Here is an 18,418-nt window from a genome sequence, read left to right as displayed (position 1 = left end):
CTCAGCCCGGCGAGATCATCTTCTCGGGGCGCACCGCCTTGTCGAACTCGGCATCGGTCAGATAGCCGCCGCCGACGGCTTCCTGGCGCAGGGTGGTCCCGTTCTTGTGCGCCGTCTTGGCGATCTTCGCGCAGGTGTCGTAGCCGAGTTTGCCGTTCAGCGCCGTGACCAGCATCAGCGAGTTGTTCAGGCCGCGCGCGATGTTGTCTTCGCGCGCCTCGATGCCGACGACGCAGTTGTCGGTGAAGCTGATGGCCGCGTCGGCGACCAGGCGGACCGACTGCAGGAAGTTGTAGGCCATCACCGGGTTGTAGACGTTCAGCTCGAAATGCCCTTGCGAGCCGGCGAAGGTGATGGCGGCGTTGTTGCCGAATACCTGGATGCAGACCTGGGTGAGGGCCTCGACTTGCGTCGGATTGACCTTGCCCGGCATGATCGAGGAGCCCGGCTCGTTCTCCGGCAGGGCCAGTTCGCCCAGGCCCGAACGCGGGCCGGACCCCAGGAAGCGGATGTCGTTGGCGATCTTGAACAGCGACGCGGCGACCGTGTTGATGGCGCCGTGCGAGAAGACCATGGCGTCATGGGCGGCCAGGGCCTCGAACTTGTTGGGAGCGGTCGTGAAGGGCAGGCCGGTGATGCCGGCGATCTGTTCGGCGACGGTCTCGGCGAAGCCTATCGGAGCGTTCAGACCGGTGCCGACGGCGGTGCCGCCCTGGGCCAGTTCCATCAGTTTCGGCAGGGTCAGTTCGATCCGCTCGATGCCGTTGGCGACCTGCTGCGCATAGCCGCCGAATTCCTGACCCAGCGTCAGGGGCGTGGCGTCCTGGGTGTGGGTCCGGCCGATCTTGATGATGTGCGCCCAGGCCCGGGACTTGGCGTCCAGGGCTGCGTGCAGCTGCTTCAGCGCGGGCAACAGGTCGTTGACCACCTGTTCGGCGCAGGCGACGTGCATGGCCGTGGGATAGGTGTCGTTGGACGACTGGCTCATGTTGACGTGGTCATTGGGGTGGACCGGCTTTTTCGACCCCATCTCGCCGCCCAGCATCTCGATGGCGCGGTTCGAGATCACCTCGTTGGCGTTCATGTTCGACTGGGTGCCCGAACCCGTCTGCCAGACGACCAGCGGAAAGTGGTCGTTGAGCCTGCCCTCGATGACCTCGTTGGCAGCCGAGACGATGGCGGCGCCGATCTCCGGGTCCAGCTTGCCCAGCGCCATATTGGTCTCGGCGGCGGCGCGTTTGACGATGCCCAGGGCGCGCACGATCGGCAGGGGCATTTTTTCCCAGCCGATCTTGAAGTTGCCGAGGCTGCGTTGGGCCTGGGCGCCCCAGTATTTCGAGTTATCGACCTCGATGGGGCCGAAGGTGTCGGTCTCGGTGCGGTAGGCGGTCATCGGCTTCGGCTCTTCAGGGCGTGGCGGGAGGATGAGCGGCGGTGTAGCACGGGGGGATGACCGGGCAAGCGCGGGGCCGGCGGAGGCATGGGATAGGCGTGATCAGAAGAACCCCGACGATACTGGCGACGATGATGCTGGCCATGACCAACGGCCCGGCGCTCGCGCAGGACAATCAGGCCCTCGTCATCCTGCATACGACGCAGGGCGACGTCATCGTTCGTCTCGACGCCGGGCATGCGCCGATCACCACCTGCAACTTCCTGCGCTACGTCGAGCAAGGTCGGTACGCAGGCGGCAGCTTCTTTCGCACGGTCGTGGCCGCGACCAACGACAGTCCCGATCCCATCGACGTGATCCAGGCGGCCACTCCGGCGGGCAGCGATGACCCCGGCCTGGGGCCGATCCCGTTGGAGCGGACGATCGACACCGGCCTTCGGCATTCCGCCGGCGCAATCTCGATGGCGCGGGACGGCCCGGACACGGCGACGTCCAGCTTCTTCATCGTCACCCGCGACACGCCCGCACTCGATTTCGGCGGGGGACGCAATCCGGATGGCCAGGGATTCGCGGCGTTCGGCCGGGTCATCTCCGGCATGGAGATCATCCAGGCGATCCACTCGGCCCCGGCCGAGGACGAGCAACTCGTCAGTCCGGTGGCCATCGGGGCGGCCACCCTGTCGACCGGGTCGCCGATGGTCTGCCGCTCGTGAACGATGACTGGATCATATCCGGCAAGGTCCGGGCGCGGGAGGAGGGGGAGACGGTCGTCATCATGATCGACGGCCTGACCACCCAGGCCAAATACTACAAGCCGCTGGTCTACGAGTTCTTCCGCAAGGAATGGCGCGGGTCACGGCCCGCCTATGGCGACTTCGTCGTCGAGATCGTCATGGAGCATATCGGCGACCCTCCGTGGATGGACCTGGACAATCTGGCCAAAGCCTTGCTCGACGCGATCAAGGGCTATCTGTTCCACGACGACGCCCAGGTGGCGCGGCTGCTGGTCGAGCGGCGCGAGGGCGAACGCGAGCGGATCACGATCCGGGCGTTTCCGCGCAAGGCCTAGCCCGGCGGTCCTGGATAGCGTTCGAACGACGGGAGTCTGTGCAGTTCGGCCATCCAGCCGATGCCGTCAGCGGTCTGGATCTGGGCCTGGAGGGGAATGGCGTCAGGGTTGTCCAGCGTCGCACTCTGAACGTCAATCTGGTCGGGGAAGATGTCTTCGTTGGTATAGAACAGGCCCGTCCCGCACCGTCCGCAGAACCCGCGCCGTCCATGTTCGGACGAGGCATACCAGACCGGCTCGCCCGTGATCCTGACCTGATCAGACGGCGCCAGGGCCCATGCGACCGCGGGCGCCCCCGCGCATTTGCGGCAATCGGTGCAGTGGCACAGGGTGTGATGGATCGCTTCCTCGGCGGTCTCATAGCGAATGGCGCCGCAATGGCAGCCTCCGGTCAGCATCGACAACCTCCTTGTATGTTCATGGTATGTTCTATTCGCTGAATGATGGCGAGGCAATCCTTCAAGGCGACGGATGGGTGAAGCGCAGCGTCGGCAGAAGCAGTTGCAGGTCGGCCCCGATCGAGACCTGTGGCTCCGACGCGGGTGAGAGGCCCTCGGCCTCCTCCCGGGCCTTCACGCAGGCCCGGGTAGTGTTGGCGAGGGAGATGAAATCGCTGGCCATCGGCAAGGTCTGGATCACGCAAGCGTCGAAATACGGGTAGGTCGCGTCCTCCGAGCAGCCGAAGGACGACCGGTCACGGCGGGCCGCGGTCATGATCATCCGGTTGGGCGCAGCGAGGGAGTCCACGAAGATGCCGGAATAACAGGCTGAGAGGACCACCACTGTCGGCCGGTCCTGGCACCATCCGCGCACCAGCGTCACCATGCTGGTCGGGCTCAGGATCCGGTTCGGGCCGAACACAAGGCCCTGAGGACCGCCGTGCGAGGTGAGGTAGAGCAGGCAACCGCGCGTGGCCCGCGCCGTCGCCTCGGCGATGCCTGTGACAGCCGCCACGTCGGTGGTGACGGGCGCCACATCGGGACGCAGGGTGTAGTCGACCATGTCCGCCCGCGAGAAGCCCGCCGCGAGGAAGCCGACGGTCAGATCACGACGGGCATTGTCGAAGGCCTGGATCGGATCGCCCTGGCTGGTGCGCCAGTCGGCGGCGACGATGGCGGAGGCCCAGCCGTCGAAGCGACTGGCGGGCGCGGTCTGGGCGGCAGCCGTCGTCGCGCAGGCCATGCTGAGCAGCACCGACAAAACCAATCTGAACATGCGGCCCCCGACGCCAACCCCCATCACACCGTGCACCCCGGCGAAGGCCGGGGTCCAGATGGAAAATCTGGCAGTCGCAGTCTGGGTCGAGCTTCAAATCCCGGCGATCGAGTGCGCGATCCGGGCCCCGGCCCTTGGTTCATCCTCGGGCCGGCGAAGCCGGACCCGGGGGCCTGGCTTTACCTACTTCTTCCGGAACTGGTCCAGGGAGACGACCTTGGGGCCGTCGTCGCCGGACGGCGGCGGGGCGGTGCGGGTCGGGGGCGGCAGTTCGGCGACGGGTTCGGGCACCGGCTCGGGCGCCTCGAACTGCAGCAGGAACTGGACGCTGGGGTCGTAGAAGCGGGTCACGGCCGTATAGGGGACGGTCAGGACCTTGGGCATTCCACCGAACTTCAGCATGACCGAAAACAGGTCGTACTCAACGGCGAGGTCCCAGTACTGATGCTGGAGGACGACCGTCATCTCGTCGGGATATTTGGCGATCACGTCCGGCGGGACGGAGACCCCGGGGCCGCGCGTCTTGAAGGTGATGTAGAAATGGTGGGCGCCGGGGATGCCCGAGGGGCTGGCCGCGCGTTCGAGGGCGGAACGGATCACCCCGCGCAGAGCGTCCTGCGCCAGCTTCTCGTACTGCATCTCGTCGACGGGCGGGGTCTCTTCGGCCATGGGTATCCTCGCTGCGGGGCGACAGATAGCGGGACCGTGCCCTGGGCGGAAGATAAGAATGCGAGGAAAGTGCCGGAGGTTCTGTTGGCAGGCCCTCCGGCGGCCCCGCCTAAGGATCTGAACCCCTAGGACTTAAGATTCGAAATCAACCGAACCGCATTACGCGGCGAGGCGGACTTCTCCAGCGAAGTTATCGTTCGCAGTTAGAAAATGGCCCGATACGGTGGGCCAGGACGGGCAAAAGCAGTCTTCTTTACACGTCCGTCGATGCTAGTCGGCCCCATGCTGTCCCGCCGATAACGCGGAGGAAGAGATGGTGGAGCCGCCGGGAATCGCACCCGGGTCCGGTCCGCTTATTACAAGCGCGTTTATCGCCATATCCGGAGCAAGCCCCCGGCAAGTCCAATATAGGCGCTCCGGCCCTTGCATCCAAGTGTCGAAGTGAAGTCTGGTTCGGGGCTGGGGGATCGACCATGGACGCGGACGGCAGGCTGGAGATCGCGGCGGGGTTCGCCACGGCGCTGGGGCCGCGCAAGGACAACCAGGATTTCGGCGCGGTTCATCTGGGCACGCCGTCGGAACAGGCCCTGCACGGCATGCTGGCCCTCGTCGCCGACGGGGTCAGCGGGTCCAGGGCCGGGCGGGTCGCGTCGGAACTGGCGGGGCGGACCTTTATCGACGGTTATCTGGACCAAAGCCCGCTGAAGGGCATCGCTGCGGCCGGGGTGGCGGCTCTTTCGGGCTATAACCGCTGGCTCCACGCCAAGGGCCGGTCCGATCCGGAGATGGCCGGAGCGGCGACGACCTTCACCGCCCTGGTCATGCGCGGGCGCGAGGCGACGGTCCTGCATGTGGGCGACAGCCGGGCCTGGCATTTCCGGGACGGCGTCCTGACCCGGCTGACCGAGGACCATGTGCTGGCCCAGCCCGGCCTGAGCCATGTCCTGTACCGCGCCATCGGCATCGAGCCGGACCTGAGGCTCGATGCGCGGGCGGTGACGCTGAAGGCGCACGATCGGCTTTTGCTGACCACCGACGGCGTGCACGGGGCGGTGTCGGACGAGGACCTGACGCGACTGCTGGCCCGCCGCGCCTCGCCCGAGGCCGACGCCCAGGCCATCGTCGACAGGGCGGGTGCAGAAGAGACCCGCGACAACGCCACTGCCATCGTCATCGACGTCATCCGAATTGGGGCGGTGGATCAGGACGCCATCGGCGCCGAGGCAGCCGGCCTGGCGATAGAGCCGCCGCCGAGCGTCGGCGACAATGTCGACCGCTTCCGGCTGGAGCGGCTGCTATCGGACGGGAAATACACCCGGGTCTTCGCGGCGAAGGACGAGGAGGGCGGGGGCCCGGTCGTCCTGAAATTCCCCAAGCCCGCCCTGGTGTCCGAGAGCGGCGCACGCGGCGCCTTCCTGCGCGAGAGCTTCATCGGCCGGCGGATCGACAGTCCATATGTCGGCAAGACCCTGACCCTCGACGCCGGGCGCCAGAGCCGGCTCTACATCGCCCAGCCGCTCTATGTCGGCCGGACCCTGCATGCGAGGATCGCCGAAGAACCGTTTGATATTCCTGAAGGTGTCACCATCGCCATCCGTCTGTCGCGCGCGGTCGCGGCCCTGCACCGCCAGGGCATCACCCACCGCGACATCAAGCCGGACAATGTGCTTCTGGAGACGAACGGCGGCCTCAAGCTGATCGACCTGGGCGTCGCCCGCCTGCCCCGAATCGAGGAGTTCGCCGAGGCGGAGGCCCCCGGCACCCCCGGCTACAAGGCACCCGAGATGTTCGCCGGCAACAAGGGCGACGCGCTGACCGACCAGTATGCCCTGGGCGTGACCCTCTACCGCCTACTCACCGGCGACTATCCGAGCGGCCAGGAAGAAGACTTCAACCGCATGCGGTTCGAGAAGCCGACCCGCCCGACCAGCCATCGCCCCGATATGCCCGCCTGGCTGGAGGCCGCGATCCTGCGGACCCTCGCCGTCGAGCCCGGCGACCGCTTCGCCGACGTCGAGGAACTGATCCACGTCCTCGAAGGCGGCAGCGCCGCCGCCGTGCCGCCCAGCCGCGAACTGTCGCTGATGGAGCGGGAGCCGGTGCGGTTCTGGCAGGGGGTCAGCGCGGTGTTGCTGGTGCTCTTGCTGGCGTCTTTGATGGCGGGGTGAGCCAAGGTCCGCATCCGACCCCGAGGCGACATCCGTCAGGTCTGCTCTCCAGCGGACGTGGAAAACGTCGGATTGCGTATCAAGCGGCTTGGCTTCGACCGATTTTTACACCGTCGTCACTGTCGCGAGGCTCGTCAGGACCCGTCATTTACTGGCAGCACTGCAAGCCGCTATGGTCCGAACGACGAAATTGTTTGACGTCGCTTTTTCTAACTACGCCGGCATCCCGTCGGCCTTGGGGGACTGCACTTATGAAGACCAATCTTTTCGTGGCGGCCTCGGCCGTCGTTCTCATGTTTGGCACCAGCGCAATGGCGCAGGCCACGATGACCGTAACCAACGACGGCGAAGTGGCCATTGTCGGCCTGGCCATCTCAGGCGAGTCTTCCGATGATTTCGGTGACAACCTGCTCGACGAAGAAATCGCCCCGGGCGAAGGCGTCGAAGTGACCTTCGAGGTCGGCGATGACTGCGTTCAGGACGTCCAGGCCACCTACGAAGATGGCGACACCGAAGAAGTCATGGGCGTCGACCTTTGCGAAGGCGGCGACTTCGAAGTCGAGGACGAAGACTAAAGCGAAGACGGCGACGAGGAACAGGAGCCAAATTCCTACTCACGCTGAATGATGCGGCGGCTCCTGAGAGGGGGCCGCCGTTTTCGTGGCTGGCTCTACTTCGATGCGACCCGGACTGACTTTTGCGGTTGCGCGGATGACAGCTCCCCACCCGAAGCCTATGTTTGGTTCGTCTGATGTCAGCCTGGACCCTTGCCCTGTCCGGGCACGGGTTCCTGAACCAGGTCAGCTGGCTTTTCGCGTAGTTGCGGGCGGCCTGCTGCAGGGCGGCCACCGCATCGGCGCGTGGCGTCGTACCGCCTGTCAGTCCGACAGCGACCGGCCGGTGGACCGGGCCACGGCGAAGGCGCGGGACAGGCGCTTCGCCGCCACAAAAACTAGCCGGCACGGGTGATCGAAACCAGTTCGACGTTCACGTCGTCCACATACTGCAGGGTGACGGTCCGGCCGTTGGCGCGGGCCATCCCCGGCTCGATGAAGGCGTCGAAGGTCACCGCGGTTCCGTCGCTCGCAGTGACGGTCAGGGCCGAGGGCAGGTCGCCGCTCTCGCCTTCGGCGCCGCTCAGAACGCCCTCGATCGTGCGGGTCCCGGCCACCGGGCCAGGCCCGCCCTCGACGGGCAGGAGCACCGAGGCTCCGTTGAGCAGGATGTCGGTCATCTGGGTTCCGGCGGTGACCGAATAGCGGACCGTGACGGCCTGGCCGACCAGGGGCTGGATCGCGGCCGGGGCCACGGGTCCACCGGCGTCCGGGTCGAGCGTCAGCACCTGCAGATTGGCCTCATCGCCGGCCGCCCCTCCGGCCGCACCGACCTCCATGGCGAACATCGGATAGCCGGCGTCCTCGAAGCCATGCAGCACGCCGGTCACCATATGGGTTCCGACCGTCCGGGGTGCAGAGAACCCGGCCGTGGCCGGCGCCGAGGAGGGCGCCGTCTGCGTTTCCCCGGCCGGGGCCTGACAGGCCGCCAGAACAAGGGCCGCCAGCCCGATGATGAAAAGCCTGTCCCGCATGCCCGGTCCGTCCCTGCTGACTCTCTTGCTGTGACGCTAGTCGAGCCTCATCGCGGCTGCAATCGTCAGCCGCGCCCGGGTGTGACCCTCAGGACGGATCATCCGGGATCGCTTCAGACCGTCTCCGGTGCGAGGCCATAGGTCTTGCCGTCATAGGCGATCACGCCGCTGTAGGCGCCGTCGGTCAGGCGAAAATCGCCGAACACGGACCCCTCGGCCCCGATCAGCCGGATGCCGCCGCCTTCCAGTTCTTCCCAGCCCGTCAGGACGGCGAGGAAGGGATAGGCCTCCTCGCAGGGAACCTCGCCGGCCACACCGGCGGTCACCAGAGCTGCGCCGAGGGTTACACCGAAGAAGCCCGGAGCCCCCTCGATGGCCCGCCCCTCAAGCACGAGGCTGCAGGACGCCGCCGTCAGATTGTCACCGAAGAACGTATAGGCGCCCGCCAGTGCCGGTGTGCCCGTCGCCGGTGCTGTGACCGCTGCAGGAGCGGCAGCGTCCGGGGCCGGGGCAGTCGCCTCTTGAGAGCAGGCCGCCACCAGCAAGGCCGCGCCGAAGATCAGGGTCCGCATCCGTCACATCCCTTTCGAGACCCACAGCGGGTTCGACGTCAGCCTAGCCGAGAGCCGGGGCCAGGCAATGCGAAAACGCCGTTATCCCCAATGCCGATCCGCCCGCCGATCCGGCAGGGCGTCGGGTTCTGACTTTCACTGCCCTGCGCCCGGAATGCCGGGAGGGAGGGTGGCCTCCGCCTCCGCGCGCGTCGGCTCGCCGGCCAGCCAGGCCGAGAGTTCACCTCGCCCCGACGGTCTTCATGCACCGAAGAGCCGGATTGGCGCAGGTCGTCGTCTCGCCGACGGGAGGCGAGTCAGTGACGGTTGACGTGCGTTCACGACAATTGTAGCGGTTGCGTTACAAATGCGGAGCCGACATGTCGCCGACCGAAACACCGACCCCCACGGACGCCGAACTGGAAGTCCTGAAATGCTTCTGGCGCGATGGCGATCTGTCGTCGCGCGAGGTGCATGACCGGATCTCGGCCCGGATGGACTGGACGCCGTCCACCACCCGCACCGTCCTGGAGCGGATGCGGACCAAGGCCCTGGTCTCGCGGCGCGATGTGCATGGCGTGGCCGTCTATTCCCAGACTCGGCCGAAGGTGGAGGTCCTGACCGGATTGATGCGCCGGTTCTCGGCCCTGCTCGACATGGACGAGGCGCTGCCGGCGGCCGCCTTCACCGGCAGCCAGCTTCTGAATGATGCGGACATCGCCGAACTGGAGGCGCTGCTGAACGCGCCGCTCAAGGTGGAGGCGGGCGATGGGAACGGCTGAACTTCTTGCCCTGTCGCTGGGGCTGTCGCTGGTTCTGGCCGGCGCGGCCTATGGGCTGGTGCGGCTGTTCGAGGCCGGCGCGCCGGACCCGGTCCTGCGCGAGACCGCCTGGGCTCTGGCGCTCTATCTCCCGGCCTTGCCGATCGTCCTCGTCGGGGCTGCGCTGCTCCTGCCGCCGCCGACCGTTGCGAGCTCCGTCGGGCTCGGAGGTCCGGCAACCGGCCCCGCCGTGATCGAGATCATCGTCCAGCGGGCCGCCTCCAGGGGCTCCATCGGCGAACCGCTGGTGTTCGGCGTCCTCATCCTGGCCGGTTTGCTGGCTCTCATCAGGATGATCTGGCTGGCGAGGCGCAGCCTGCGCCTGCATCGCCTGATCGGTGCTTCGGGCGAGGTCTCGCCTGCCGTCCGACAGATCGTTGAAGCCACGGCCCGGCGCCTCGGCGCGCCGACGCCGGAAGTCCGGGTGCGCGCGGCCGGAGGCGAGGCGCTGATCGCCGGACTGCTCAGGCCCGTTCTCGTCTTGCCGGCCAGCCTTCTCGAAGCGACGGATCCGCAAGCCCTGGGCGCCGTCTGCGCCCACGAACTGGCGCATCTCAAGCGCGGCGATCATCGCGCGTTGTGGATCGAGGAGGTGCTCCTCACGGTTCTGGCCTGCAACCCGCTCCTCCGGATCATTCGCGACCATCGCTCCGCCGCGCGGGAGGAGGCCTGCGACGCTGCGGCCCTCGCTCACGCCGGGGACGATGCCCGCAAGCTCTACGCCCGCTCTCTCCTCGACGCGCTTCGCGCCTCGCCCAAGGGCGATGACGCACCCGCACTCACATTCACCAGCAGCAGAAGGATACTCGTCATGCGTCGCCTGAAAGCCATCCTGTCCCCGGTCCCGACCTCGGGCGTTCGCCAGCGCCTGGCTGTCCTCGGTTTGGGCGTCGCCGTAGCAGCGGTCGCCGGTACGAGCTCGTTCGCCCTCGCGGCCCAGAGGGAGGCCGTGGTCGCCCCGCAACCTGCACCGGTCATGACCGTGAGCCGTGCGCTTCCCGCGCCTCGGGCGGTCGTCTCCGCGACGCGAGCCGTGCCGTCCGTCGCTTCGCGAGCGATCGCCGCGCCCGCGCCGAAGGCGGAACCGGCCCCGCGACCCGTCGCGATCCCGGCCGCTCAGCCTCAGGCCCAGATGATCACCAACCCGGGCTGGACCCGTCATCCGATGCCGTTATCCTACCCGGCGGCGGCGTTCGAACAGGGTTCGCTCAGCGGCAGCGCCGACCTGTCCTGCAACGTGCAGGCCGACGGCCGCGTCTCGGGCTGCTCGATCCTCAATGAAACGCCCGTCGGCGCGGGATACGGCGCCGCCGCAGTCGCAGCCGCTGCCGACGCTCGCCTGTCGCCCCGGAGCCTCGAGGGCGTCGCGGTCGGCGGCACGGTCCGGTTCACCATCCGCTTCACGCGCCAAGCCGAATAGACTGACAGGGCCTGGCGGCGCCCGCTGTCAGGCCCTCGCCCAATCCCGGCACTGGTTTCTGAACCAGGTCAGCTGGCGTTTCGCGTAGTTGCGGGTGGCCTGCTGCAGGGCCGCCACCGCATCGGCGCGGGTGGTTTCGCCCGCCAGCCATGCGGCGATCTCCCGAACCCCCACGGCCTTCATGGCGGGCAGGGCCGGGTCGAGGTCGCGGGCGATCAGGGCGCGGATCTCCTCGACGGCGCCGTCCTGCATCATCGCCAGAACCCGGGCGTCGCAGCCAGCGTAGAGGGTCTCCCGCTCCGGCTCGAGGACCAGCCGGTCATAGGTTCCGGGTTGCAACAGGGGCGTCGTCCCGGCCTGCCAGTCCGACAGCGACCGGCCGGTCGACCGGGCCACGGCGAAGGCGCGGGTCAGACGCTGACGGTCGCCGCTCTCGATGGCTGCCTCGGCGGGTGGATCGAGGGGGATCAGTCGCAGGCGAAAGGCGGCCTCGCCCTCGGTGTCATACAGGGCCATGGCCTCGTCGCGGGCTTCGGTCGGCACCTCGGGGATGTCGGCCAGTCCCTTTGTCAGGGCGGTGAAATACAGCCCCGTGCCGCCGACGATGAGGATCGGGTGACCCTGGCTGCGTAGCGTGTCGATCAGGGGCAGGACCGCGCGGGTCCAGCGGCCGACGGACCAGGCCTCCGCCGCATCGACGGTCCCATAGAGATGATGCGGCGCCTGCCGTTCCTCGTCGCTCGACGGTCGGGCCGTCAGCACGCGCAGGTCGGCATAGAGCTGCTGGCTGTCGGCGTTGACGATGGCGGCGCCGCTCGCCCGGGCGCGCTCCAGGGCGAGGCGCGACTTGCCCGAGGCGGTCGGTCCGGCGATCAATGTAATGGGCGGATGGGGCAACGGATGCTCGCGCGGGACAGGGGATGGCGATAGAACGCGCATCCTTCCCTCGCAACCGGGACAGATCCCCTTGATCGACCGCGCCTCCGTCGAAGCCGTGCTCAACGCCATCCTCGATCCTGACACGGGCCGGGGACTGATCGACGCCGGGGTGCCGAAAGGGCTGACGGTGGCCGAGGATCGCGCCGGCTTCGTGATCGAGGTCCCCGCCAACCGGACCGCTGCCTGGGCCCCGGTGCGAGATGCGGCCGAGGCGGCGCTGAAGGCCATGCCGGGAATGGCGCGGGTGTCGGTGGTGCTGACGTCGGAGCTGGCCCCGGTCGGCAGGAAGGCCTCCCTGTCGCCCGCCGCCGTCGACCAGACGCGCGCCAGGGCGCCCGTGCCGACCGATCGCCCGGCCCATGTGCGGCGCGTGTTGGCCGTGGCCAGCGGCAAGGGCGGGGTGGGCAAGTCCACTGTCGCGGTCAACCTCGCGACGGCCCTGGCGCGGCGCGGCCTGAGCGTCGGCATCCTCGACGCCGACGTCTACGGGCCGTCGTTGCCGACCATGCTGGGGCTGTCGGGCCAGCCGGCCTATGAGGACGGGGCGATCGTGCCGCACACGGCGCACGGACTGAAGGCCATGTCGGTGGGCCTGCTCACCCAGAGGACCGACGCCATGATCTGGCGCGGGCCGATGGCGTCCCAGGCGATCACCCAGATGTTGACCCAGACGCGCTGGGGCACGGAAGCCGAGCCGCTGGACGTGCTGGTCGTCGACCTGCCGCCGGGCACGGGTGACGTGCAACTGACCGTGATCCAGAAGACGCCGCTGGACGGCGCGGTGATCGTCTCGACGCCGCAGGAGGTGGCCCTCGCCGACGCGCGGCGGGCCCACACCCTGTTCCAGCGGGTGAATGTTCCGACCCTGGGCCTGATCGAGAACATGAGCGGCGACGTGTTCGGGCGCGGCGGCGCCGAGGCGGAGGCCGGACGGCTGGGCGTCGACTTCCTCGGCCACCTGCCGCTGGATGCCTCGCTGCGGGAGGCGGGGGATGCAGGCGCGCCTCTCACGTCCGGGCAGGTTGCGGATCGGTTCGACGCGATGGCGGCCAGGGTCGTGCAAAAACTCGACCTCTGAGGGTTTTCAAACGCAACGGAAACGGCCACCTTGGTGGTTCCTGAATCCTCCCGCGAGACTTCCGATGAGCGTCGACACCCTGTTCCGGCCCTTCACGATCAAGGGGCTGACGCTGCCGAACCGCATCGTCATGGCGCCGATGACGCGATCCTTCTCACCGGGCGGCATCCCGACCCCGGATGTCGCGGCCTACTACCGTCGCCGGGCCGAGGGCGAGGTCGGGCTGATCATCACCGAGGGCACGGTGGTCGAGCGTCCCGCCGCGCGCAACGACGCCAGTGTGCCGGTCTTCCACGGCGAGGCCCTGCCCGAATGGAAGAAGGTGGTGGACGAGGTCCATGCGGCCGGGGGCCTGATCGCGCCGCAGATCTGGCACGTCGGCGCCGCGCGCGGGCGAACGGCGGACTGGGAGCCGCTGGGCCAGGTCGACAGCCCGTCCGGCCTTGTCGCGCCCGGCAAGCAGAAATACGAGCCGATGACCGAGGAGGACATCGCCGACACCATCGCCGCCTTCGGCCGGTCGGCACGGGCGTCGCGTGAGCTGGGCTTCGACGCCGCCGAGATCCATTCGGCCCACGGCTATCTGATCGACCAGTTCTACTGGTCGGGTCTCAATGCCCGCGGCGACCGCTGGGGGGGTCCGTCGATCGCCGAACGCGCCCGCTTCGGGGTCGAGGTCGTGAAGGCTGTGCGTGAAGGCCTGGGGCCGGACATTCCTCTGATCATCCGTCTGTCGCAGTGGAAGCTGCAGGACTACGACGCGAAGATCGCCGCCAATCCTGACGAGATGGCCGAGTGGCTGCTGCCGCTTTCGGATGCGGGCGTGGACGTCTTCCACTGTTCGCAGCGCCGCTTCTGGGAGCCGGAGTTCGATGGATCGGACCTGAATTTCGCCGGCTGGGCCAAGGTGATCACCCAAAAGCCCACCATCAGCGTCGGCTCGGTCGGTCTGGACGGCGAGTTCATCGCGGCCTTCGGCGGGGCCGGGTCGAAACCGGCGTCGCTGGACGGTCTGATCGGGCGGATGGAACGCGAGGAGTTCGACCTGATCGCCGTGGGCCGCGCCCTGCTGGCCGATCCGGACTGGGTGCAGAAGGTCCGCGAAGGCCGCCAGGCCGAACTGACCGATTTCGACCGCAGCCATATGGCTGTGCTGCACTGATGGTCCTCCCCCGACGGTGGAGGAAGGGGTAAGGGGGATCCATGGTCGTCGCCATCCTCGTCACCACAGTCTGGCTGAGCCTGATCATCGGTGCGCGCTATCTGCTGGTCGCGGGCGGCGTGTGGTGGATCACCTGGGGGCGAGCGAACGGCGTCGGGCGCCGATTGAACCGCGAGCGGCCGTCGCGCAGGCTGATGCTGCACGAGATCCGCTACTCGCTGTTGTCGACGCCGATCTACGCCTTCCCCGCGGCCATCGCCCTCGAGGCGTGGAAGGCGGGCGGGACGAAACTGTATCTCGATCCCGCCGCCTGGCCCCTGTGGTGGCTGCCGCTCAGTTTCGGGCTCCTGCTGATCGTTCAGGACGCCCACTACTACTGGACGCACCGGATGCTGCACGACCAGCGGGTCTTCGCCTGGGCCCATGCGGCGCATCACCGGGCGCGCGACCCCAGCCCCTTCGCCAGCTTCGCCTTCGATCCGGCGGAGGCCGCGCTGACGGCCTGGCTGCTGCCGGTTCTGGCCTTCATTGTCCCGCTGAACATCTGGATGCTGGCGGTCATGCTGACGGTGATGACGGCGACGGCGGTGATGAATCACTGCGGCCGGGAGATGTGGCCGGATCGCTGGGTGCGCGGGCGGATCGGATCGCAGTTGATCACCGCGACCCATCACAGCCGGCATCACACGCATATGAAGACGAATTTCGGGCTCTATTTCCGGGTCTGGGACCGCTGGTGCGGGACGGACGCCATGCCGCCTGCGGACAAGACTCAGACGGGTTCGACGACGACCGCCGTGCCGTAGGCCAGCACTTCGGTCACGCCGGGCATGATCTCGGTGGCGTCGTAGCGCATGGCCAGGATGGCGTTCGCCCCGGCGGCCCTGGCGTGTTCGACCAGATGCTCGAAGGCTTCCTGCCGCCCGACCTCGGCCAGCTTCACATAGGCCCCGACGCGGCCGCCGAGCATCGACTGGACGCCCCCCACCATGTCCGAAATGGCGTTGCGCGAGCGCACGGTGATACCGCGCACGACGCCGATGTGGCGCACGACCTTGTGGCCGAAGATCTCGTTGGTGGTGGAGGTCATCATGGCGGGCGGCTCCGGGGTCTGAGGCGTTCGAGGACGTGAAAGACGAAAGGATGGTCGTCCTTTTCGCCCGCATCATGGCGTTCGTTCAGGGGCTCGCGAAAGTGGGTTTCGTGGAAGGCCGGGACACCCGGTCAAGGGGCGCAACGATAAGTTTAACTGAGAATGTTTGGGTTGTATTTCCGCGAAACCGGGATACCACTGTTCTTGCGGATATCCCGCCCCAGGAGAAAACCATGCTCAAGAAGGCTGTTCTGGCCGCCATGATTGCGGCGTCTACCCTCGCAGCATTACCCGCTTCCGCTCAGGACCCCATCCCTCCTTGCTGGAATAATTGCGTCTGGATCTCGACAGATCACAACCCCAATGGCACAGGCGGCGGAGGCTACTGGATCTGTGAAGTGCAGATGGACTGCGTTAACCCCTAGACCCCGACATTGAGGCGGCCGTCGGGACAGCTCCCGGCGGTCGTTTCTCCGCATCCGGCCGCTTCCAGTCTGAGCCAGAGCGTTCGACGGGTGAGTTGCGACGCCCTTGGAGCGCGGACCTCCAGGTCCGCTCTTCTGCGGCGACAAGAGCGGACCTGGAGGTCCGCGCTCCTTTGACTCCCCTTGACCGCCGAATCCTCTAGCGGCGGTCCAGCACGCGGAAGACAAAGGCATGGTCGTCCTTCTCGCCTGCGGGATGCGCCTCGGACGAGACCTCGACGAAATCGGCTTCATCGAAGCCTGGGAAGACCGCGTCGCCCTGCGGCTCCGCGTCCACCTCGGTGATGTAGAGTCGCTTCGCACGCGGCAGGGCGGTCTCGAACAGGGCCGTGCCGCCGATGACGCAGACCTCGTCGATGTCATCGTCCTCGGCCGTCTCGCGGGCGATATCGATGGCGTCGGCGAAGCTGGAGACGACCACCGCCCCCTTCGCCTTGCCGGATTCCTCGTAGGACAGGTCGCGCGACAGGATCAGGTTCAGCCGGCCGGGCAGGGGGCGCAGCGGCAGGCTCTCCCAAGTCGCCCGGCCCATGATACAGGGCTTGCCCGTGGTGATCGCCTTGAATCGTTGCAGGTCGCTGCGCAGAGTCCACGGCAGGTCGCCGTCCCTGCCGATGACGCCGTTCCGGGCGCGCGCCACCACGAGAGCGATGTGAGGAATAGGCATGGGCGGCTCCGTCGATGCAGAGCCGCCCACTGACCTGTGTCAGGCGTCCGGGTCCAGCACTTTCAACCGGAACAGCAGGGCGCCCAGCACCGCGCCCACTGCCGGGGCGACGATGAACAGCCACAGCTGGCTGATCGCCGTGCCCCCCGCGAGGACGGCGGGGCCGAAGCTGCGGGCCGGATTGACCGAGACGCCGGTCACCTGGATGCCGACGATGTGGATGACCGCCAGGGTGATGCCGATGGCCACGCCCGCGAACGGTCCATGCCCCCTGTCTCCGGTGACCCCCAGGATCACAACGACGAAGATGGCCGTCATCACGACCTCGAAGATGGCCGCCGCGTGCAGCCCGTACTCCCCGAGATAGCCCGGCCCCCAGCCGTTCTGACCCAGGTTGGCCATGCCGGTCTTGGCGATCAGCGACAGCAGGAAGGCCCCGATGAGGGCGCCGATGAACTGGGCGACCCAGTAGACCAGCATGTCCTTCGCCGACATTCGCCCGGCGACGAAGGCGGCCAGGCTCACCGCCGGGTTGACGTGACAGCCCGAGACCGGGCCGATGCCATAGGCCATCGCGACAATGGCGAACCCGAAGGCCAGCGACACCGCCAGCTGGTCGAACGGCGCCGGCCCCAGAACCGCCGCCCCGCACCCGAACAGAACCAGCACCATCGTGCCGACAAGCTCGGCCGAAAAACGCTTCACCATGGCGAACCCTCCCGTTTGCCCCGTCCGCTTGAGCGCGGATCGAGCCGGAAGGCTGCGCCGAGTCTTATGGCGACGCTAGGCTGGTTGAACGTTGGTTTCCGGCTTGAGCCAGTGCAGCCATTTACGCTGCATCGCCTGCTCCAGATCGATTCCGGCGCGGTCGCAGTAGATCAGAAGCATGCCCAGGACATCGGCCGCCTCGTCGCCCAGCGCCTGCTCGCTCGGTTCGCCGCGCGCGCGGCCGCTGATCCGCAGGTGCTCGGCGGTCAGTTCGCCGAGTTCTTCCTGCAGCTTCAGGATCGCCCAGTCGCCGGAGCGGTCGATGCCGTGCTCGGCGGCGTAGATGTCGGAGATGCGGGCGACCTTCTCCGACAGTTCGGAGAGGATCATACGGCGACGGCCGCCTTGATGTGCGGATGCGCTTCATAGCCCGACAGGACGAAGTCCGACGGTTCGAAGGCGAACAGGTCGCGCTTGGGCGCGATGGTCATCGTCGGCAGGACCAGCGGCTGGCGGGTCAGCTGGAGCTCGGCCTGTTCCAGGTGGTTTGAATACAGGTGGGCGTCGCCGAGGGTGTGGACGAAGTCGCCGGGCTCCAGCCCCGTGAGCTTGGCGACCATCATCGTCAGCAGCGCATAGGAGGCGATGTTGAACGGCACGCCCAGGAAGACGTCGGCCGAGCGCTGGTACAGCTGGCAGCTCAGCTTTCCGTCGGCGACGAAGAACTGGAACAGGCAGTGACAGGGAGGCAGGGCCATGTCCTCGATATCGGCCGGGTTCCAGGCCGAGACGATGTGACGGCGGCTGTTGGGGTTGGTCTTCAGCCCCTCGATCAAACGGGCGATCTGGTCGATCGACTCGCCGTTCGGGGCGGCCCAGGAGCGCCACTGCTTTCCATAGACGGGACCCAGTTCGCCGTTCTCGTCGGCCCACTCGTCCCAGATCGAACAGCCGTTCTCCTTCAGCCAGCGGGTGTTGGTCTCGCCGCGCAGGAACCACAGAAGCTCGACGATGATGGAGCGCAGGTGCAGCTTTTTGGTGGTCAGAAGGGGGAAGCCCTTCGACAGGTCGAACCGCATCTGGCGGCCGAACACGCCCAGGGTGCCCGTGCCGGTGCGGTCGTCGCGACGCACCCCGTTGTCGAGAATGTCGCGCAACAGGTTGAGGTACTGGAATTCCGGATGATCGGCCGGCGCGGCGCCGATACGGTCCTGGAGGTCACTGATCTGGGCCACGGCGTTCATCGCCACAGTGTGCCGGTGATTCGCTGTCGTCACATCGGCGCGATTCGGTTGCTCACAGGAAATTGGCCTCGCCTGCGACCGGATCTGGCGCACCCGCGTGGCAGGGTTCCGGCATGAAAAGCGGCAGCCAGATCAACTCTCCCGGACC

At 67.5% G+C, this 18,418-nt stretch carries 22 protein-coding genes and 1 other RNA gene; 9 read left to right on the top strand and 14 right to left on the bottom strand.

Going from position 1 to position 18,418, the window contains the following annotated elements:
- Window position 1: 1 nt before the first annotated feature.
- Window positions 2–1,393: a class II fumarate hydratase gene (gene fumC, locus ACP7AB_RS01900; protein WP_425987205.1), complete on the bottom strand. Its 1,392-nt coding sequence runs from the start codon at window positions 1,391–1,393 to the stop codon at window positions 2–4.
- A gap of 98 nt (window positions 1,394–1,491) precedes the next feature.
- Between fumC and ACP7AB_RS01895 the strand changes: the two genes are divergently transcribed.
- Window positions 1,492–2,106 carry a peptidylprolyl isomerase gene (locus ACP7AB_RS01895; protein ID WP_425987204.1) on the top strand — a complete coding sequence of 205 codons (615 nt, stop codon included), beginning with the start codon at window positions 1,492–1,494 and terminating at the stop codon, window positions 2,104–2,106.
- Window positions 2,103–2,462: a RusA family crossover junction endodeoxyribonuclease gene (locus ACP7AB_RS01890; RefSeq protein ID WP_425987203.1), complete on the top strand. Its 360-nt coding sequence runs from the start codon at window positions 2,103–2,105 to the stop codon at window positions 2,460–2,462. The genes ACP7AB_RS01895 and ACP7AB_RS01890 overlap by 4 nt, the downstream gene beginning before the upstream one ends.
- Here the strand turns inward: ACP7AB_RS01890 and ACP7AB_RS01885 are convergent.
- From ACP7AB_RS01885 to ssrA, 4 genes are all read right to left on the bottom strand, one after another.
- Entirely contained in the window at window positions 2,459–2,860 is a 402-nt protein-coding gene (locus ACP7AB_RS01885; RefSeq protein WP_425987201.1) for a GFA family protein, read from the bottom strand. The genes ACP7AB_RS01890 and ACP7AB_RS01885 overlap by 4 nt on opposite strands.
- Before the next feature lie 61 nt (window positions 2,861–2,921).
- Window positions 2,922–3,677, bottom strand: coding sequence for a C13 family peptidase (locus ACP7AB_RS01880; protein ID WP_425987200.1), 756 nt, complete (start codon window positions 3,675–3,677; stop codon window positions 2,922–2,924).
- 183 nt (window positions 3,678–3,860) lie between these two features.
- A complete protein-coding gene (locus ACP7AB_RS01875) occupies window positions 3,861–4,346 on the bottom strand; it encodes an SspB family protein (protein WP_425987199.1) in 486 nt (161 codons plus the stop codon).
- Between the two features lie 68 nt (window positions 4,347–4,414).
- Window positions 4,415–4,783: a transfer-messenger RNA gene (gene ssrA / locus ACP7AB_RS01870) on the bottom strand.
- A 36-nt stretch (window positions 4,784–4,819) separates the two neighbouring features.
- On the opposite strand from ssrA, the gene ACP7AB_RS01865 reads away from it, so the two are divergent.
- A complete protein-coding gene (locus ACP7AB_RS01865; protein ID WP_425987198.1) occupies window positions 4,820–6,514 on the top strand; it encodes a bifunctional protein-serine/threonine kinase/phosphatase in 1,695 nt (564 codons plus the stop codon).
- A gap of 251 nt (window positions 6,515–6,765) precedes the next feature.
- Window positions 6,766–7,089: a hypothetical protein gene (locus ACP7AB_RS01860; RefSeq protein ID WP_425987197.1), complete on the top strand. Its 324-nt coding sequence runs from the start codon at window positions 6,766–6,768 to the stop codon at window positions 7,087–7,089.
- Here the strand turns inward: ACP7AB_RS01860 and ACP7AB_RS01855 are convergent.
- From ACP7AB_RS01855 to ACP7AB_RS01845, 3 genes are all read right to left on the bottom strand, one after another.
- Window positions 7,034–7,363, bottom strand: a complete 330-nt coding sequence (locus ACP7AB_RS01855) for a hypothetical protein (RefSeq protein ID WP_425987196.1) — start codon at window positions 7,361–7,363, stop codon at window positions 7,034–7,036. The genes ACP7AB_RS01860 and ACP7AB_RS01855 overlap by 56 nt on opposite strands.
- A gap of 103 nt (window positions 7,364–7,466) precedes the next feature.
- Window positions 7,467–8,102 (bottom strand): hypothetical protein, encoded by a 636-nt coding sequence (locus tag ACP7AB_RS01850; protein WP_425987195.1) that lies wholly within the window; start codon window positions 8,100–8,102, stop codon window positions 7,467–7,469.
- A gap of 113 nt (window positions 8,103–8,215) precedes the next feature.
- Complete coding sequence (locus ACP7AB_RS01845) at window positions 8,216–8,674, bottom strand: hypothetical protein (RefSeq protein ID WP_425987194.1); 459 nt, start codon at window positions 8,672–8,674, stop codon at window positions 8,216–8,218.
- A gap of 359 nt (window positions 8,675–9,033) precedes the next feature.
- Here ACP7AB_RS01845 and ACP7AB_RS01840 point away from each other — a divergent pair, with 359 nt between their 5' ends.
- On the top strand, window positions 9,034–9,435 hold the full coding sequence (locus ACP7AB_RS01840) for a BlaI/MecI/CopY family transcriptional regulator (RefSeq protein ID WP_425987193.1): 402 nt from the start codon (window positions 9,034–9,036) through the stop codon (window positions 9,433–9,435).
- Window positions 9,422–10,894 (top strand): TonB family protein, encoded by a 1,473-nt coding sequence (locus ACP7AB_RS01835; protein ID WP_425987192.1) that lies wholly within the window; start codon window positions 9,422–9,424, stop codon window positions 10,892–10,894. Before ACP7AB_RS01840 ends, ACP7AB_RS01835 begins: the two co-directional genes overlap by 14 nt.
- A 27-nt stretch (window positions 10,895–10,921) precedes the next feature.
- Here the strand turns inward: ACP7AB_RS01835 and miaA are convergent, their stop codons facing one another.
- Entirely contained in the window at window positions 10,922–11,791 is an 870-nt protein-coding gene (gene miaA / locus ACP7AB_RS01830) for a tRNA (adenosine(37)-N6)-dimethylallyltransferase MiaA (RefSeq protein ID WP_425987191.1), read from the bottom strand.
- Window positions 11,792–11,861: 70 nt separating this feature from the next.
- Between miaA and ACP7AB_RS01825 the strand changes: the two genes are divergently transcribed.
- The 3 genes from ACP7AB_RS01825 (at window position 11,862) to ACP7AB_RS01815 (ending at window position 14,879) form a co-directional block, all read left to right on the top strand.
- Window positions 11,862–12,911 (top strand): Mrp/NBP35 family ATP-binding protein, encoded by a 1,050-nt coding sequence (locus ACP7AB_RS01825; RefSeq protein ID WP_425987190.1) that lies wholly within the window; start codon window positions 11,862–11,864, stop codon window positions 12,909–12,911.
- A 64-nt stretch (window positions 12,912–12,975) separates the two neighbouring features.
- Complete coding sequence (locus ACP7AB_RS01820; RefSeq protein ID WP_425987188.1) at window positions 12,976–14,073, top strand: NADH:flavin oxidoreductase; 1,098 nt, start codon at window positions 12,976–12,978, stop codon at window positions 14,071–14,073.
- Between the two features lie 41 nt (window positions 14,074–14,114).
- A complete protein-coding gene (locus ACP7AB_RS01815; protein ID WP_425987187.1) occupies window positions 14,115–14,879 on the top strand; it encodes a sterol desaturase family protein in 765 nt (254 codons plus the stop codon).
- Here ACP7AB_RS01815 and ACP7AB_RS01810 read toward each other — a convergent pair.
- The 5 genes from ACP7AB_RS01810 to ACP7AB_RS01790 form a co-directional block, all read right to left on the bottom strand.
- Entirely contained in the window at window positions 14,846–15,166 is a 321-nt protein-coding gene (locus tag ACP7AB_RS01810) for a YbjQ family protein (RefSeq protein WP_303695630.1), read from the bottom strand. The genes ACP7AB_RS01815 and ACP7AB_RS01810 overlap by 34 nt on opposite strands.
- Before the next feature lie 624 nt (window positions 15,167–15,790).
- Window positions 15,791–16,318: a dihydrofolate reductase gene (locus ACP7AB_RS01805; protein WP_425987185.1), complete on the bottom strand. Its 528-nt coding sequence runs from the start codon at window positions 16,316–16,318 to the stop codon at window positions 15,791–15,793.
- 39 nt (window positions 16,319–16,357) lie between these two features.
- Window positions 16,358–17,026, bottom strand: a complete 669-nt coding sequence (locus ACP7AB_RS01800; RefSeq protein WP_425987184.1) for an aquaporin — start codon at window positions 17,024–17,026, stop codon at window positions 16,358–16,360.
- Window positions 17,027–17,101: 75 nt separating this feature from the next.
- A complete protein-coding gene (locus tag ACP7AB_RS01795) occupies window positions 17,102–17,416 on the bottom strand; it encodes a phosphoribosyl-ATP pyrophosphohydrolase (RefSeq protein WP_425987183.1) in 315 nt (104 codons plus the stop codon).
- Window positions 17,413–18,270: a thymidylate synthase gene (locus tag ACP7AB_RS01790; protein WP_425987612.1), complete on the bottom strand. Its 858-nt coding sequence runs from the start codon at window positions 18,268–18,270 to the stop codon at window positions 17,413–17,415. Before ACP7AB_RS01790 ends, ACP7AB_RS01795 begins: the two co-directional genes overlap by 4 nt.
- Window positions 18,271–18,418: the final 148 nt, after the last annotated feature.

This window comes from Brevundimonas sp. TWP3-1-2b1 (assembly GCF_049896165.1).
GTDB lineage: Bacteria > Pseudomonadota > Alphaproteobacteria > Caulobacterales > Caulobacteraceae > Brevundimonas > Brevundimonas subvibrioides_B.
This window is presented reverse-complemented; position numbering and strand designations above follow the sequence as displayed.